Genomic DNA, 15,258 nt, shown 5'->3' with positions numbered 1-15,258 from the left:
CGTCTTGCTCGACAATCCAAAAATAATTGAGAGGCTAGGACTTTTGTCCCAGCCTCTTTTTTGACCATTCACGACGATTTTTTGACCGATTCTGACAGAGAGCCTCCAAGGCTTTCTCTTTGACGTATAATGGACACAAGATCAATAAGAAAAGAGGGATCGTATGTTTCAGGTAGCATCTATTACAAAATCATTTAAGGAGAAAGCTGTATTAAAGGGGGTGTCTTTTTCGATAGAAGAAGGAGACAAAATTGCCTTGATGGGAAATAATGGAGCAGGTAAAAGCACCCTGTTCAACATTATCGCAGGGCAACTCCAGGCTGATTCGGGGACGATAAAGACTTCGCTTGATTTTCAAAGAGAAATTGGGATGATGCCTCAGGGGGATCTGCTCATCGAGGATCTAACCGTTGCTGAATTCGTCGAATTAAAAAGCCGGATGAATCAGCAGAAGCAGGCTGATATCAATGGACTCTTAGAAATGGTCGAATTGAGAGAATCAAGAGAGCAGATGGTGGGAAGTCTTTCTGGTGGTCAAAAGAGACGCTTGTCCTTGTTGTTAACCATTTTGAATCATCCAAAGTTGATTTTTTTAGATGAGCCGACGACAGGCATGGACTTGGAAGCAGTGGATAATTTTTGGAAATTGCTGGAGCAGCAAGAGTTTACATCTGTTGTGGTGACCCATGATTTTAACCAAATTGATGCCTTTTTTACAAAAGTCCTAATTTTAAAAGAGGGTCGAATTGCTGCAACAAAGGCTGTTGAGGACATTCACCAGGCTGGTCAAACCATTGAGCAGTATTTCCGAGAAGAGATGAATAAAGGAAGGGAACAAGCATGAAAAAGATTCAATTAAAACAAGTTTTACGAAATAAGCGCTTCGTATTATTCACCATTATTTTACCCATAGGCTGGTATATCTTCTTTTATCAGCTTCAAAAAGGGGTTTCACCAAGTATTTTATTAGGCATTGCCGTATTTATCGGGGTCATTGGCAATAGCCTTGCAACTTTTAGTAAGCGTATCGCCTCAGATATCGGGTTTTATTCTTTTGAATCCCGCTTTACAAGCTATAGTGTCAAGAACTATTTATGGGATCAAAGCATCGTACAACTGATTCTGAACAGCTTGATCTTTTTAGCGGTGCTAGTAGTTGCTGTCCTAGGTTTTCACTTTCCAGTGACGACTAGCCTGTTGGTACAATTTTTCCTCTTATCCTTGATGGGGATCTACTTTAGTGTGATTGGCTTTGTACTTGGGGTGAGGGTAGATGCCAAGACGATTGATACCATTGGCTTTCCAGTTATTATTTTAGCAGCCATGACCATTATTCCCTTTGATACGCTTGGCGCAAGTGGAGGATTTATGGACTTAGTTGGCAAGCTACAACGGGCTTTCCCAGGCTATTATTATACAAAGCTAATCCAAGATTTGACTGAGAAACAAACGATTGATGTCACCCAATTAGCGCTCTTTGTTGCCGTATTTGGATTGAATTTGCTATTTTTCTATCTGCTCGTACCCAAAGGGGAAATGGGGAACTAAGAGCAGTTAAAAAAGCCTTGAGAACAACTCAAGGCTTTTTCTTTGCTATAAAATGGTTCTTCTGTACTCTTCCTTCAAGTGCTTGGAAAGATCTTGCTATTCTAAAGTTCTAATGGAGGGCTTTTTTATTACATGCTAATAGAAAAAATCAATGCCGTAGTTTTCTTTTAGATAGGTCGCTAACTCGGCTTTTTCTTCCTCTCTAAATCGACAGAGGCTAAGGGCGAGACGCAATTTCAAGGTGCTTGTATTGATGATGATGTTTGACTTAGAAATATCTTCTAGCTGGGTGACTTCTCTGAGGTTAAAATCTAAATAGCAAGCTTTGCTGTTGACATGATCAGGGTCGCTGACGTCCACTTCAACATACGATGCTCGCAACAATTCTTCTTTGGGAATGAAGATTTCTTTTGAGAAGAAGAGTCCGGGATAGACCTCAATACCTTCAAAGGTGAATTCAAAGGAGACTCTGTGGCTAGTCAGTCTTTTGATGCCTGCAATTGTTGCGTAGATAGCAGCGAAAAAGAGGACGGTTGGAATCACAGTGAGAAGATTTAGTTGAGAAAAGTCGATCAATCCATGTAAGAGAAGAAAGAAAATTTGAATGAATATAGCCGATGCAAAGAGTAGATAGCCACCACCGACATATTTTGAATAATAGATTTTCATTTTGGACTCCTTACATTTTAAATGCTATGAAAACTCGGAATTTCAAGTACCCTTATCATAGCGGATTCGGTGAAGAGCTGTCAAATGTTTGGTAGGGTTCAAAGCTGGTTTTTATTTTAAATGGAATAACAATGGTGCAGAATGATTTAACTTCGTACGCTAAATTATAGTATCTAAAAAAGTGATCTAAATACTCTTAAGACAAGCAAAAAAGCCTTGGATTTCAAGGCTTTTTGTGCATAAAAAATGCCCCCTACATGGATTTGTAAGAACTTTTCATATTGAAAATAAACAAAAATGTTGAAATATAGCTGATTTTAGGGAAATACTTTTAGGTATTTTCAATGTCAGGATTTAAAAATGGGGCAAAAGCGGGGCAAAAACGAATGACTCGTATTTTGTTTGAAAACCTATAATACCTAATGATTATGCTATTCTAGATATATAGTTTTGTTATAAATAAATGTCAGTGCGAGATCAAATTGGAGAATAAAATGGAAAAACAAATTTCTACGTAGAATGGAATGCGAAAAAGTGATAATTAAAGAGACGAAAAAGCTGAGAATATGATTTCCCAGCTTTTTTGAATGCGATAGAAATAGCAACTAGACTATTTACGAAAGGCCTCAATAATGTAGGTGAAGCCAGTAACTAAAAATGAAAAGGCAATGACATAAACGACAAAGACACCTGTAGCCACTGGATTGAACAGAATCACTAGACCTAGTAAAAATTCAAGCAAGGCTACCCACATGATATTGCTACCAATAATAGGGAAAATCAATCTTAGACGATTGCCTTTAAAGAAAGCAATAATGGCTTCTACAATTAACCAAATTCCTACAATGGTCGGAATGACGACCGGCAGGGTCACAAAGCCATAAGCAACGAGGTAAAGAGCTAAGAGAAGACTAACAAATCCTTGGAAAAGATAAACAGGTGAGCGAAGCTCTTTTGGTGCAGAGAAATAGCCTAAAATAGCTGCTATAGAAGAAACCAGTAAACCAAATGAAATCCACCAGCTGTAAGCAACAAGATTAGCTACTGGGTTTGTAAATAGGAAAAGTCCTAAAAGGACAAAAACAACTCCTGCAAGGAATAGCAGTAAACGATTAGAAAATTTCATTTCAATACCCCCTATATAGTATAGTTTGCTAATAAAACTATTGTACTTATTTTTATAGAAAATGTCAATAAAATAAATAAACAATTTGGAAGTTTCAGTCTGACTTACAAAAAGAAAAGGAGTTTTCACTCCTTTTCACAGATTGAAGACAAAGTCCTTATAAAAGTGTCTTCTAAAGATTTTAACTTCAATCTGAAGCGAGGTTATCCTCGCTTTTTCTATTTATCAAACAATTCCTTATTTTCAATTAAGAGTTCTAGTGGAGATTTATCCCTTGCTTCAATAAAACCAGGTTCATATTGGTTATGAAGTGTTCTTTTCTGAGAAGTTGGATCAATATACAACTCATCTCCATCTTCTGTGTATAGTTGGTTGCCTCTTGTTAAGTAAAGTAAATCCTCTAAGTACTGTCCATCAGTTTCTAGAAAATGTTCGATGTATTTGACAGCCTTTAAGATCTCACTTACTTTATCAGAGTATTCATTCGATTCAAGAACACTCTTTTCTAATTCAATCTCTTTACTAGTTCCAAAAAGTTGAGTTGGAGTTGCATTAAAATATTCTGCTATCTTATCTAAATTTGCAAAGGTAGGATAGCTTTTTTGTTTTTCGTAATCAGAGATGGATTGTTTACCGATTCCTAAATCTTCCGCAAGTTGAGTTTGACTCACTCCTTTTTCTATGCGTAGTCGTGCCAAATTGGGTCCAAAATTTTGAATAATAAAGGTCATGATAAACTCCTATGTTGTATTTTAAACTTATTCTATCATCTATAAACTTACAAATCAAGTTTTTAGTTGACTGCTCCAAATATTTTTTATAAAATATATTTATAACTTACAAATAAGTTATAAATGATACAAATAATTCATGTGTTTAGGAATAGTGAGTGAGGAGGAATTTGAGGACGAGACTATGACTATGACTGATGACTATTCGAAGCCTTGGAGCTAGAAATTGTGTGGGCAAGGGCAAGGGACGAGCCTGACGGGAAGTCAGGCGAAGTCCTGCAGGCTGCCGTCCAGACAATTTCTAGCCAAGCAAAAGCTGGCTATTCTAACAGCCAGCAAAAAGGTACACTTAGGACAACGTCCAAAGAACGACGGAACGAGCAAACGTTGATTTGACGGTGTTTCTGAGGCCTAAAAAATCTAAAAGAAGGGGGGACAATTTTGTTGGTTTCTATACAAGATTTAAGAAGCATTCAAGAACGATGTGAAATAGGAGAATTAGTACAGAGGTTAGATGTCAGTATTGATAGATTAACGGTTATCTGGGATACAGACACTGGTTCCCTAAGACGAATTTTCAAAAATCTGAAACAGGCAATAAGTACAAGAGTTGACTCATTTGAAATACATGATAACGTGCGAGATGATGTCTTTACTTTAGCTAAGGATTTTAATGAGTATGATTCAATCAATATTATATTTTTCCAATTATCCACTTATGGAGGAGAACAATTGATTCGAATTGATTTCAATCCTAATACTTTAAAAGAATTTGATGGAATGAAAGTTTGGAGGCAATTAATGTACTTTGCCAGATTGAATTCATTGACGGTACGTTTGTCACGTTTTGATTTGGCATTTGACATTTTCAACAATCCTGAAATCGTTAATTTGCAACATATTAAAGGTGGTGTTACCCATAAGGTCTTCTATGGTAGAGGGGGCGAATTAGAGACGAAATATTGGGGTTCTAGCGGTAGTAATGTACAAGTTAGGTTATATGATAAGAATAAAGAAATCATTGCTCATAAGCGCGAAGAGAAGCTAGATTTGGCTGTAAATCCGTTTTGGTGGAGACTGGAGTTCCAACTCAGGACCAAAGCGATTGGTGAGGAGATGGTCCAAGATATTATGAATCGACTTGATAATTTCGGATTTTATAAGCTAGAACATATTCGAGTGGATCAAAGAGCATTTACAATTATCTTTCTCAACAATCCTGAACTGTTATCATTGGCTTTTCCAAATTTAAAATCAGACAGTATCAAAAAGAAAAAAACAAGAGTCCGCAAACTATTGAGAGAAGAAACGAACCAATTTGCGGAAGAATTAAAAGAAGTATTAATACAGAATCTCCCTAAATTAAATTCAGAATTACAACTACTTGTAGGTGAGTTTCTGAATTTAGAAAAAAATAAGGAGGATAACTATGGACAATAATTTAATTAGTAACAAAGAATTAATTGAAATGGGCTATCGCCCTCATACAGCGAATGATATCATTCATCAGGCAAGAGAATTACTTGTATCACGAGGTTATACATTTTATAATCGCAAACGTTTGATGGTTGTTCCAAAAAGTGTTGTAAATGAGATTCTAGGAACAGAGGTGGCGTAATATGGCAAGTGTTCGTTACCGAAAGCGAGGAGATAGTAATTTATGGACCTATGAAATTCGTAACGAAGGAAAAACTGTTGCTCATAATAGCGGTTTTAAAACAAAAAAACTTGCAGAGTCAGAAGCTGAACCGATTCTGCAAGAACTTCGTTTAGGAAAAAGAATTTCTAGAGATATTTCTCTTGCCGATCTATATCAAGAATGGCTTGAACTAAAAATTTTACCAAGTAGTAGGTCGGAAGAAACAAAGAAAAAATATCTTCTCCGTAAAAACACAATTGAAAGATTATTTGGAAATAAAAAAGTCACTCAAATTCGTGCGAGTGAATACCAAAGAATTATGAATAAGTATGGGCAAACAGTTGGTAGAAATTTTCTTGGTAGATTGAATACGGGGATTCATCAGAGCATCCAAATGGCAATTGCTGACAAAGTTCTAATAGATGATTTTACACAACATGTCGAGTTGTTTTCATCCAAAGAACAACAGATGACAGAAGAGAAATATTTACATACAGAAAAGGACTATCTGGATTTACTTTTAGCAGTAAAGAGAAAATTCGATTACCAACGTTCAATTGTTCCTTATATCGTCTATTTTCTATTAAAAACAGGCATGAGGTTTGGAGAGTTAGTAGCGTTAACTTGGAATGAGGTTGATTTTGACAGAGGATTGTTAAAAACATACAGGAGGTATAATACTCTCTCTCATAAGTTTGTTCCACCAAAAAATAAAACGTCTATTCGGATGGTTCCAATAGACGAAGAGTGTATCAAAATTTTGCGCCTTTTACAAACGGAGCAAGAAAGAGCAAACATGGAGTTAGGAATCAAAAATCGATATCGAATGATCTTTCAACATTTTGGATATATTCATTCAGTTCCAGATATTGCAAGCGTCAATAAAGCTTTGAGTGTTCTCTTAAATGAGTTGGACATTTATCCAATTATCACGACAAAAGGAGCACGTCACACCTATGGAAGCTACCTCTGGCACAAAGGGTTTGACCTTGGAGTTATTGCAAAAATTCTAGGGCATAGAGATATTTCAATGTTGGTAGAAGTATATGGACACACTTTAGAAGAGAAAATTTTTGAGGAATTTAATCAAATCAGAGATGTATGGAAAGATTGCTCATAAAAAAATGTGGGGCAAATGATGGGGCAAATCAGTTATAGACAAGCAAAAAAGCCTTTTAAATCAAGGCTTTTTCCTGTTGATTTAGATGCCCCCTACAGGGCTCGAACCTGTGACCCATAGATTAAGAGTCTACTGCTCTACCAACTGAGCTAAGGAGGCAAATATAAAAAGCTGTATTGGTGCCGAAACTTCACGATTTGTATTGAACCCGCGCAATTAAGCAGGTGGGCAACTCGCTCTGACTTAGCTGCTTCCGCGTGAAACGGCCTGCATACTGCCAGAAGTCTTTTGTTTCCCTAATAATACAAAAAATAGTCGGTCAACACTTAAGTGTGAAGTCGTACACCACAGCGTTTCTATATGTATATGATACCACATTTTGAAAATATTTCAAGGGAAAATCTCAATTTTTTGAAACCGATGTCACTTTTTCTTAAGTTGATCAATCTTCTCCTTGGTGGCTCCAAGAGCACGCTCGTATTTGCCGTTTTCATTGGGAATAAAGTAGGACGCGTGTTTGAGCTTGTCTGGCAGGTAGTCCTGATTGACCCAGTTGCCAGGGTAGTTGTGGGGATATTTATAGTTTTGCGCATTTCCCAGTTCCTTGCTTCCAGCATAATGACCATCGCGGAGGTGGCGAGGAATAGGAAGGTTGCCAGAACTTCTAAGATCAGCCAGCGCCTTGTCCATGGCAACGTAGGCTGAGTTGGATTTAGGCGAAAGGGCTAGATCGATGACGATGTTGGCGATAAGAATGCGGGCCTCGGGAAAGCCGATGCGCTCAGCGGCTTGAAGGGCTGTTACGGTATGAATCTGCGCATCTGGATTGGCCAGACCGATATCCTCATAAGCAATGACAGTCAAGCGACGAGCTAGACTGGGTAGATCTCCGGCTTCGATCAAACGAGCGGCATAGTGGAGACTAGCATCGACATCCGAACCACGGATAGATTTTTGCAGAGCAGAGAGCACGTCGTAGTGGCCGTCTCCATCTTTGTCCATAGTGATGTAGCTGCGCTGGAGGCTGTTTTCCATGATCTCTAGCGTAATATGGCGAATTCCTTCTGCATTTTCAGAGGTCGACAGTACCGCCAGATCGAGAGAATTAAAGGCGGAACGAAGATCTCCATTGGTCGAAGTAGCGATGAAATCCAAAGCGTCCTCATCGAGCACGACTGGAAAATCAAAGCCACGCTCGGGATCATCTAGCGCCGTTTTTAGAGCTTGCTTGACCTCCTCCATCGTCAAAGGTTCCAGCTCAAAGATTTGTACGCGGCTACGAATAGCGGGTGTGACAGAGAAAAAGGGATTTTCAGTCGTTGCACCGATCATGATGACCAGACCGCTTTCGAGCAAAGGCAGGAGAAAATCTTGCTTGGTTTTATCAAGGCGATGGATTTCGTCCAAAAGAAGGACTAAGCCACCAGAAAATTTGGCCTCCTCTGCGATTTCTTGGAGGCGTTTTTTACTGTCAACCGTTGCATTAAAGGTCCGAAAGGCATACTTGGTCGTTCCTGCGATCGCAGAAGCAATACTGGTCTTTCCGATCCCCGGAGGTCCATAGAGAATCATAGAGGATAGACGATTGGCCTCCACCATACGGCGGATGATTTTGCCTTCTCCGACCAGGTGCTGTTGACCGATGACTTGATCGATCGTTCGTGGTCGCATACGGAGTGCGAGATTGTCGGGCATTTCCTTCTCCTTTCTAGCTTTGTCTCCTTTCAAAGAGGCGGTTTTTATGGTAAGATTGTAGTAACTATTGTATCATATTCCGCTCTAAGAGTGGGAAATTAGAAAGAGGACGCTATGTCTAAATACGGATTTTTGGATGTTTTAGAAGAGGAGATGGACAAGGTTTTTCCTTTTGATTTTGAGATCAATTGGGATAAGAAAAACCATGCGGTAGAAGTGGCTTTTCTCTTGGAAGCACAGAATACGGGAGGGGTTGCCCTGGTTGATGAAGCTGGCGAAGAATCTGATGAGGATATTTTCTTTGAAGAAGCCGTTATCTTCTACAATCCAGCCAAGTCTCATGTGGAGGAAGATGCCTATTTAACAGCGATTCCTTATGAGCCTAAAAAAGGCTTGTCTCGTGAGTTTCTAGCCTATTTTGCGACTTTCCTTAGAGATACAGCTGAGCTGGCCTTGGATGAGCTCATGGATTTCTTAGCAGACGAAGAAGCAGAGAGCTTTGAGATCGTCTGGAACCAAGAAGTTTTTGAAGAAGGCAAAGTTGGCCTAGAAGAAAGCACCTTTTATCCTTATCCGAGATACTAGGAGGGAAAGCTCATGCTTGAGGATTGCTTAGAAGCACGATTCGAATTTACGGGTTGTAAAATTGCCTTGATTTGTGAGGGGCAAATTTTGACCATCTTGCGCGATGATAAAGAAACGATTCCATACCCCAATATGTGGGACTTGCCAGGTGGTGGTCGGGAAGGAAATGAGACACCTTTTGAGTGTGTGGCGCGTGAGGTTTATGAGGAATTGAACATCCAACTGTCGAAAGATGACGTCATCTGGTCTGGGATCTATCCTGGCATCTTGGATGAGAAGAAACAGTTTGTTTTTCTAGTTGGCAATCTAGCCCAAGAAGAGTTTGACCGCATCGACTTTGGAGATGAGGGACAGGGCTATAAGTTAGTGAGCTTTGAAGAGTTTTTAACTTCAGATCGGGTTGTTCCGCAGTTGCAAGAACGAGTACGTGATTATGTGGAGGAAAATATAGACGGGCCTGTTTTAACCACGACAAGTTTGGATAAGGATGTCAAAAGAAAGTTAGAGAATGGGCAATACAGCAGAGAAGAAGCTACGGCCATCTATAAAGATTTTTTAAGGATGAGAGAGCGGAAAGAAGAAGCATTTTTTATAGCAAAACTAATCGTTATTTTTATGATCTTCTTCTTTCCAATCATGGTTGCTGGGGGAAATTTTAGAAGACTAGATGATGTTGTTTTGGCCTTGGTTTTTTTAGTATTGTTTGTTGTTTTATTCATACCGACATATCTTTCAGTCCATTACCATAAGATTGGTCGATACAAGAGACAACTTCACAAGGCGATGAAAAGATATTATGCAGATGTGCTGAAGGAATGTAAGGAAGACTAGAAAATATCTGATGGATTTTAGAACTTTAGTTCATGGCAAAAAATAAAATTATGCGAGGAAAACTATGATTAGACTAGAACGAGCAGGAGCAGAGGATTTAGAAACCATTATTGCCATTCAAAGAGCCAGTTTTAAGGCGGTCTATGACAAATACCAAGATGAATATGATCCCTATCTAGAAGATCGCGAGCGAATCAAATGGAAATTAGTTGAGCGTCCCTATAGCTATTACTACTTTGTGAAAGAAGACGAAGAGAAGATTGGTTTTTTACGAATTCATACCAATGAAGAGTTAACGGAAGCTTGGTTGGGGACCGCAGCGATTCTGCCTCCGTATCAGGGAAAAGGATATGGATCTGAAGGATTGCGATTGCTAGAAGAGGAATTTTCAACCGTTAGACAATGGGATTTGTGTACGGTGTTACAGGATGCAGGCATGGTCGCCTTTTACGAGAAGAATGGCTACCATCAAACCCATATCGAGCCTGAAAAAGAAGGCATGGATATGGTCTACATGAAAAAATTGATAGAGAAATAGAAAGGATGGTTCGGTTAAATTTCTAAACTGAACCCGCCCTAAACACGGTGCCAAAAAGATAAACTTCTCTTAGACACAAGTGTCTTCAGAGAGTTTCCTATTTTGGCTTTGTGTTTTACGGGCTTGGTATCTTAATGATGGAAACATGGCAAGAGTTAAAAGTTACAGTGAAACGTGAGGGGGAGGAGTTGGTCTCTAACCTCTTGATTGAATTAGGGGCCCAAGGGGTTGCAATCGAGGACAGCATGGACTATGTGGGCAATGTGGACCGCTTCGGTGAGATTTTTCCTGATGTCGAGCAGCAAGAAGAAATCGTGGTGACAGCCTACTACCCGGAAACGGTTGATGTAGCAGCGGTTGAAGCGGACTTGCAGACTCGGCTCGCAGAATTGACTGACTTTATGGATTTAGGAGAGGTCAAGATGGGGACGACTGCCTTGGCTGAGGAAGACTGGGCAGACAACTGGAAGAAATACTATGAACCAGCTCGCATCACTCATGACTTGACCATCGTGCCATCATGGACAGACTATGAGGCAACTGCTGGAGAAAAGATTATCAAGCTGGATCCTGGTATGGCCTTTGGAACAGGAACCCACCCAACAACCAAAATGAGCCTCTTCGCCTTGGAGCAAGTCCTTCGTGGCGGGGAGACAGTGCTAGATGTGGGGACAGGATCAGGCGTCCTTTCCATTGCCAGCTCCCTTCTCGGTGCCAAGGAAATCTTTGCCTATGACTTGGATGATGTAGCGGTTCGCGTCGCTCAGGAAAATATTGAGCTCAATCCGGGCATGGAAAACATCCATGTAGCCCCAGGCGATTTGCTCAAGGGTGTGGAGATTGAGGCAGATGTCATCGTGGCCAACATCTTGGCGGATATCCTTATCCATCTGACAGAGGATGCTTATCGTTTGGTCAAGGACGAAGGTTACCTGATCATGAGTGGCATTATCAAGGACAAGTGGGACATGGTGCGTGAGTCGGCTGAGTCAGCTGGATTTTTCCTTGAAACCCACATGATCCAAGGGGAATGGAATGCCTGCGTCTTCAAGAAGACCAAGGATGTCTCCGGTGTGATTGGAGGCTAGCATGCAGCAGTATTTTGTAAAAGGTTTGGCTAGCTCACCTGTCACCATAGAGGACAAGGAAACCAGCAAGCACATGTTTCAGGTTATGCGCCTGAAAGAAGATGATGAGGTGATTTTGGTCTTTGATGATGGGATCAAGCGCTTGGCGCGCGTGGTCAATGTAGAATCCCGTCAGTTAGAGCTAATCGAGGAATTAGCAGACAATGTGGAACTGCCAGTTCAAGTGACCATCGCATCAGGATTTCCCAAGGGAGACAAGCTCGAGTTCATCACTCAGAAAGTAACCGAACTCGGTGCTAGCCAAATCTGGGCCTTCCCTGCGGACTGGTCAGTCGCTAAGTGGGATGGCAAAAAATTGGGCAAGAAGGTCGAAAAACTAGAAAAAATCGCCCTTGGAGCAGCCGAGCAAAGCAAACGCAATCTGGTCCCAAGTATTACCCTTTTTGAGAAAAAGGCAGACTTTCTGGCTCAACTGGACCAGTTTGACCGCATCGTGGTGGCCTATGAAGAGTCTGCCAAAGAAGGTGAATCAGCAGCTTTACTTCAGTCTCTGACCGGATTGGAAGCTGGAAGCAAATTGCTCTTTATCTTTGGGCCAGAGGGAGGCCTCTCCCCTGCAGAAATTGAAAGTTTTACAGCTAAAGGAGCGGTGTTAGCAGGGCTTGGGCCTCGCATCCTTCGAGCAGAAACAGCTCCACTCTACGCTCTTAGCGCAGTGAGTGTTGTCACAGAATTAATGAACTAACGAAGTGAAGGAATCGCTTCGTTAGTTTTTTTTTACAAAAATCTTCTATTTTCAAAAATTTTTACGAATTATAAAAGTAAGGAGAGGATTCATATGAATAAAAAAGAGAATAGACGACGTTTGATATTTTCTGTGATAGTTGTTGGACTCTTGATCTGGGTTGGGTCAAAAGTAAAGGATCATCTAGATTTCCAACAAGAAATGATCCGAATTGTACATAGTGAGGAAGTGAAAGAGTTAATTGTACATGATTTGAAACAGGAAGATCCGGACGCGTTTACAGAAACAGGAAAAATTCAATCGTATAAAATTGATGATGAAACGATCGAACACAATCCAATGGGAGGGATTATGTTTGAGGTGATAATAAATGGAGATAAAGAAATAACTGGAAGTATGGGATTGAGGAAGCGTAGTGAAGATGGACCGATTAGATCTGTAGGGATGAGTACTTCTGTAGGGTTTCAAGAACTTATGGAAGAGTAATAAAATTGAAAACTAAATAATGTAAAGCGATACGACTAGGAATTTATGATGATGGAGATGAAACCAAAAATAAAAAATTGTCGTTATATATTTGGAGTGTTGCTATTAGGAATTTTGATATGGGTAGGTTTACTTGTAAAAAACCATCTTGAATTTCAACATGAAATGGTTCAGATCGTGCATAGTAAGGAAGTGGAAAAGTTGATTGAGCATGATCTGAAATTGAAAGATCCTAATGCGCTTACAGAAAAAGGCAAGATCCGCTCCTATGAGATTGATGACAAGACGATCGAACACAATCCGATGGGGGGGATTATGTTTGATGTGACTATAAATGGAGATAAAGAGATAACTGGTAGCGTAGGATTGTGGAAGACTAGTAAAAACGGTCCGATTGAATCCGTGGGGATGGATGCCTCTGAAGGTCTTCAAAAATTGATGGAGGAGTAAAGGGAATGTATACCGATCGAGAAAAAAATAGGATTGCGTGGAAAGAGTACTCAAAATTTAATGTTGGGAAAGAGGTTAGTATTGAGAGTGATGGAGAAAAAGAAAAAACAATAGGCTATGTTTCTGAAGTTTTTGGACAGGCACCAGAAGAGGATATGGTTTCCTCTCTCGAAGACTTGAAAGCACGGTTTCAAGGAGCTCTATCTGGTTTAAATGGATATATTGTGACAGATAAAAAAATCACTCATGAAACCAGACCAGAAGATGTGCATGAAGTAACAATTTTGTTTGAGGGATCGGAAGCTAAATTTGATAAAAATTTCATGGGGGCCGTAGATGATTGGGTGCTCACCGATGCCCCGACTGCATTACAAATATCAATGGCTAAAAGACTTGGGATAAAAACTGGGAAAATTTCCCAGCTTGATGCGGCTTCGAAAGAAGTAAAAGCAGCAATGGATCGATATCCGAATGCGCGTTTCAAATTTTTTGCCCATTCTTTAGGGGGCTTAAATCTCCAATCTTCACTGGGTTCTTTAGAGGATAAATATTTAGATAGAATTGATGGGGCTTATATATATGAAGCGCCCAACCTTTATCCACAGTTAAGTGATGCAGAAAAGAAACAGGTCGATAAGATTAAATATAAAATTTTTAATTTTATAGACAAGCGTGACTTGGTCACATGGGAACATTCTGAAGAGGGTAATGAAGGAGTTGTTGGAACACTTGTTCGGATTGACAGTAAGGATGCAGGCAATTTAGGAAAACAACATATGTGGGGTGGCTACGACTACAAGGCTGGCTACTTGAACGTCAAAGAAGAGAGTTTAGATGACTATCGGTTAGCTCGAATAAAGCAGACAAAAGAACAACTGCAGTTAAAGAAACAAGCATTGGAGTCTTGGAAAAAGAGTGGACTTTCTGGAAGTGACCTTATTTTCATGGATACGACTCAGGCAATGGGAATAGTGGAGTCGCTGAAGGAATTTGCTCTCATAGCCTCTGATTATATTTTAGCTGTCTGTGATTTCGGTATTGCAGATATAAAAGGAACCTGGGAGACATTATTAATTTCTTGCCGTTCAACTGTATTAGGAACCCGTTGCACAGAAAGTGATATCATAAGCGCACTTGCTCAAATTGGTGCAACAAAAGAAACGATTGAGACGAATCGCATCACAGAATTAGAAAAAATTAAAAAAGATACTCTAAAAATAAAAGAAAGTATTTTTAGTCTATCAACAGACATAGCGAAAGGAATTGCAACTGTAATAGGCACGGATGTTGCTCTGGCAAGCCAACTTCAATTGCAATGGTAAATAATGGGCAATAAAGAGATTGAATACATTAATGCGATTAGAGAAGTAGAAGAAAAATGGAATGGTACTGAAGAAGAATTAAAAATGGAGATGAAAGAACTAGAGAAAAGAATGAATCATATCCATGATCAGTATTGTTTTACAAAACAAAACATTGAAATGATGGAAGAGGAAGTCGGATATTTCTCTAAGACGATGGGTAATACGGAAATTTTATCGGATTATTATCGGGAATTATCAGATGTTTATGAAGAATTGAATGTAGAGCACTATCACGAACTAGCTCATATTGAGGAAGCGCATCAGTTAAAACAAAAAGAATTACAGGTAGCCTCTGAAAAATATGCGAATGAGATTGCAAAATTACGAAAGGATATGTATGTCGAAAATTGATCTTACAAATGATTTAACATACGAAGATAAGCGTTTTATGGCAGCTCTTCTTAGTGTTAAATTTATGGGGAAAATAGCCTTAACAAAGGCAACTGTTGACCAAAAAAGCATTAAAAAAAGAATTTCATCTAGTTTAACAGAACTTGAAAGTTCTCTAGATCAGGTTATTGGAACTATTGATTCGGATTTGGCTGGAAAATTTTCAAACTCTGTTAAAGAAGGGGTTGGAAGAAAAAAATTGGAGTTAAGCGCTTTGCAAGAGTTTTGTAAGACAAAGTAGTATCCGTATATT

At 39.6% G+C, this 15,258-nt stretch carries 19 protein-coding genes, 1 tRNA gene, 1 other RNA gene and 1 pseudogene; 16 read left to right on the top strand and 6 right to left on the bottom strand.

Going from position 1 to position 15,258, the window contains the following annotated elements:
- The first annotated feature begins 163 nt into the window (after positions 1-163).
- Positions 164-844, top strand: coding sequence for an ABC transporter ATP-binding protein (locus ADH92_RS08255; protein WP_049498091.1), 681 nt, complete (start codon positions 164-166; stop codon positions 842-844).
- Positions 841-1,548: a hypothetical protein gene (locus tag ADH92_RS08250; RefSeq protein ID WP_049498090.1), complete on the top strand. Its 708-nt coding sequence runs from the start codon at positions 841-843 to the stop codon at positions 1,546-1,548. The genes ADH92_RS08255 and ADH92_RS08250 overlap by 4 nt, the downstream gene beginning before the upstream one ends.
- A 135-nt stretch (positions 1,549-1,683) precedes the next feature.
- Here the strand turns inward: ADH92_RS08250 and ADH92_RS08245 are convergent, their stop codons facing one another.
- From ADH92_RS08245 to ADH92_RS08235, 3 genes are all read right to left on the bottom strand, one after another.
- Positions 1,684-2,217: a hypothetical protein gene (locus ADH92_RS08245; protein WP_049474411.1), complete on the bottom strand. Its 534-nt coding sequence runs from the start codon at positions 2,215-2,217 to the stop codon at positions 1,684-1,686.
- A 610-nt stretch (positions 2,218-2,827) separates the two neighbouring features.
- Positions 2,828-3,343, bottom strand: a complete 516-nt coding sequence (locus ADH92_RS08240) for an HdeD family acid-resistance protein (protein ID WP_003004261.1) — start codon at positions 3,341-3,343, stop codon at positions 2,828-2,830.
- A gap of 218 nt (positions 3,344-3,561) precedes the next feature.
- Positions 3,562-4,074, bottom strand: coding sequence for a helix-turn-helix domain-containing protein (locus tag ADH92_RS08235; protein ID WP_003004059.1), 513 nt, complete (start codon positions 4,072-4,074; stop codon positions 3,562-3,564).
- A 213-nt stretch (positions 4,075-4,287) separates the two neighbouring features.
- Here ADH92_RS08235 and ADH92_RS11530 point away from each other — a divergent pair, with 213 nt between their 5' ends.
- The 4 genes from ADH92_RS11530 to ADH92_RS08215 are packed head-to-tail and all read left to right on the top strand — an operon-like array spanning position 4,288 to position 6,833.
- Positions 4,288-4,470: a hypothetical protein gene (locus ADH92_RS11530; RefSeq protein ID WP_046164674.1), complete on the top strand. Its 183-nt coding sequence runs from the start codon at positions 4,288-4,290 to the stop codon at positions 4,468-4,470.
- A 45-nt stretch (positions 4,471-4,515) separates the two neighbouring features.
- A complete protein-coding gene (locus tag ADH92_RS08225; protein WP_049498089.1) occupies positions 4,516-5,514 on the top strand; it encodes a replication initiation protein in 999 nt (332 codons plus the stop codon).
- A complete protein-coding gene (locus tag ADH92_RS08220; RefSeq protein WP_000369785.1) occupies positions 5,504-5,692 on the top strand; it encodes a DUF3173 domain-containing protein in 189 nt (62 codons plus the stop codon). The genes ADH92_RS08225 and ADH92_RS08220 overlap by 11 nt, the downstream gene beginning before the upstream one ends.
- 1 nt (position 5,693) lies before the next feature.
- Positions 5,694-6,833, top strand: a complete 1,140-nt coding sequence (locus ADH92_RS08215; RefSeq protein ID WP_048770538.1) for a site-specific integrase — start codon at positions 5,694-5,696, stop codon at positions 6,831-6,833.
- An 86-nt stretch (positions 6,834-6,919) separates the two neighbouring features.
- Here the strand turns inward: ADH92_RS08215 and ADH92_RS08210 are convergent.
- The 3 genes from ADH92_RS08210 to ADH92_RS08205 all read right to left on the bottom strand — a co-directional run bounded on the left by ADH92_RS08210 (position 6,920) and on the right by ADH92_RS08205 (position 8,528).
- Positions 6,920-6,992, bottom strand: a tRNA-Lys gene (locus tag ADH92_RS08210).
- Between the two features lie 5 nt (positions 6,993-6,997).
- Positions 6,998-7,190, bottom strand: a non-coding RNA gene (gene ssrS, locus ADH92_RS10400) — 6S RNA.
- A gap of 66 nt (positions 7,191-7,256) precedes the next feature.
- A complete protein-coding gene (locus tag ADH92_RS08205) occupies positions 7,257-8,528 on the bottom strand; it encodes a replication-associated recombination protein A (RefSeq protein ID WP_049498088.1) in 1,272 nt (423 codons plus the stop codon).
- Between the two features lie 114 nt (positions 8,529-8,642).
- Here ADH92_RS08205 and ADH92_RS08200 point away from each other — a divergent pair, with 114 nt between their 5' ends.
- The 10 genes and pseudogenes from ADH92_RS08200 to ADH92_RS08155 all read left to right on the top strand — a co-directional run bounded on the left by ADH92_RS08200 (position 8,643) and on the right by ADH92_RS08155 (position 15,246).
- On the top strand, positions 8,643-9,113 hold the full coding sequence (locus ADH92_RS08200; RefSeq protein ID WP_003014200.1) for a DUF3013 family protein: 471 nt from the start codon (positions 8,643-8,645) through the stop codon (positions 9,111-9,113).
- Between the two features lie 12 nt (positions 9,114-9,125).
- A pseudogene (locus tag ADH92_RS11445) lies at positions 9,126-9,563 on the top strand (NUDIX hydrolase); the annotation flags it as partial.
- Between the two features lie 445 nt (positions 9,564-10,008).
- Positions 10,009-10,482, top strand: a complete 474-nt coding sequence (locus ADH92_RS08190) for a GNAT family N-acetyltransferase (RefSeq protein WP_049498086.1) — start codon at positions 10,009-10,011, stop codon at positions 10,480-10,482.
- 137 nt (positions 10,483-10,619) lie between these two features.
- A complete protein-coding gene (gene prmA / locus ADH92_RS08185) occupies positions 10,620-11,570 on the top strand; it encodes a 50S ribosomal protein L11 methyltransferase (RefSeq protein WP_152904307.1) in 951 nt (316 codons plus the stop codon).
- A 1-nt stretch (position 11,571) separates the two neighbouring features.
- Entirely contained in the window at positions 11,572-12,315 is a 744-nt protein-coding gene (locus ADH92_RS08180) for a 16S rRNA (uracil(1498)-N(3))-methyltransferase (protein WP_049498084.1), read from the top strand.
- A gap of 93 nt (positions 12,316-12,408) precedes the next feature.
- A complete protein-coding gene (locus tag ADH92_RS08175; RefSeq protein ID WP_049498083.1) occupies positions 12,409-12,801 on the top strand; it encodes a DUF1310 family protein in 393 nt (130 codons plus the stop codon).
- 57 nt (positions 12,802-12,858) lie between these two features.
- Positions 12,859-13,251, top strand: coding sequence for a DUF1310 family protein (locus ADH92_RS08170; RefSeq protein WP_049498092.1), 393 nt, complete (start codon positions 12,859-12,861; stop codon positions 13,249-13,251).
- A 5-nt stretch (positions 13,252-13,256) separates the two neighbouring features.
- Positions 13,257-14,573, top strand: coding sequence for a hypothetical protein (locus tag ADH92_RS08165; RefSeq protein ID WP_049498082.1), 1,317 nt, complete (start codon positions 13,257-13,259; stop codon positions 14,571-14,573).
- 3 nt (positions 14,574-14,576) lie between these two features.
- Positions 14,577-14,966, top strand: a complete 390-nt coding sequence (locus ADH92_RS08160; protein WP_049498081.1) for a hypothetical protein — start codon at positions 14,577-14,579, stop codon at positions 14,964-14,966.
- A complete protein-coding gene (locus ADH92_RS08155) occupies positions 14,953-15,246 on the top strand; it encodes a hypothetical protein (protein ID WP_049498080.1) in 294 nt (97 codons plus the stop codon). The genes ADH92_RS08160 and ADH92_RS08155 overlap by 14 nt, the downstream gene beginning before the upstream one ends.
- Positions 15,247-15,258 lie beyond the last annotated feature (12 nt).

The sequence above is a fragment of the Streptococcus parasanguinis genome, assembly GCF_001073155.1.
Lineage (GTDB): Bacteria > Bacillota > Bacilli > Lactobacillales > Streptococcaceae > Streptococcus > Streptococcus parasanguinis_D.
This window is presented reverse-complemented; position numbering and strand designations above follow the sequence as displayed.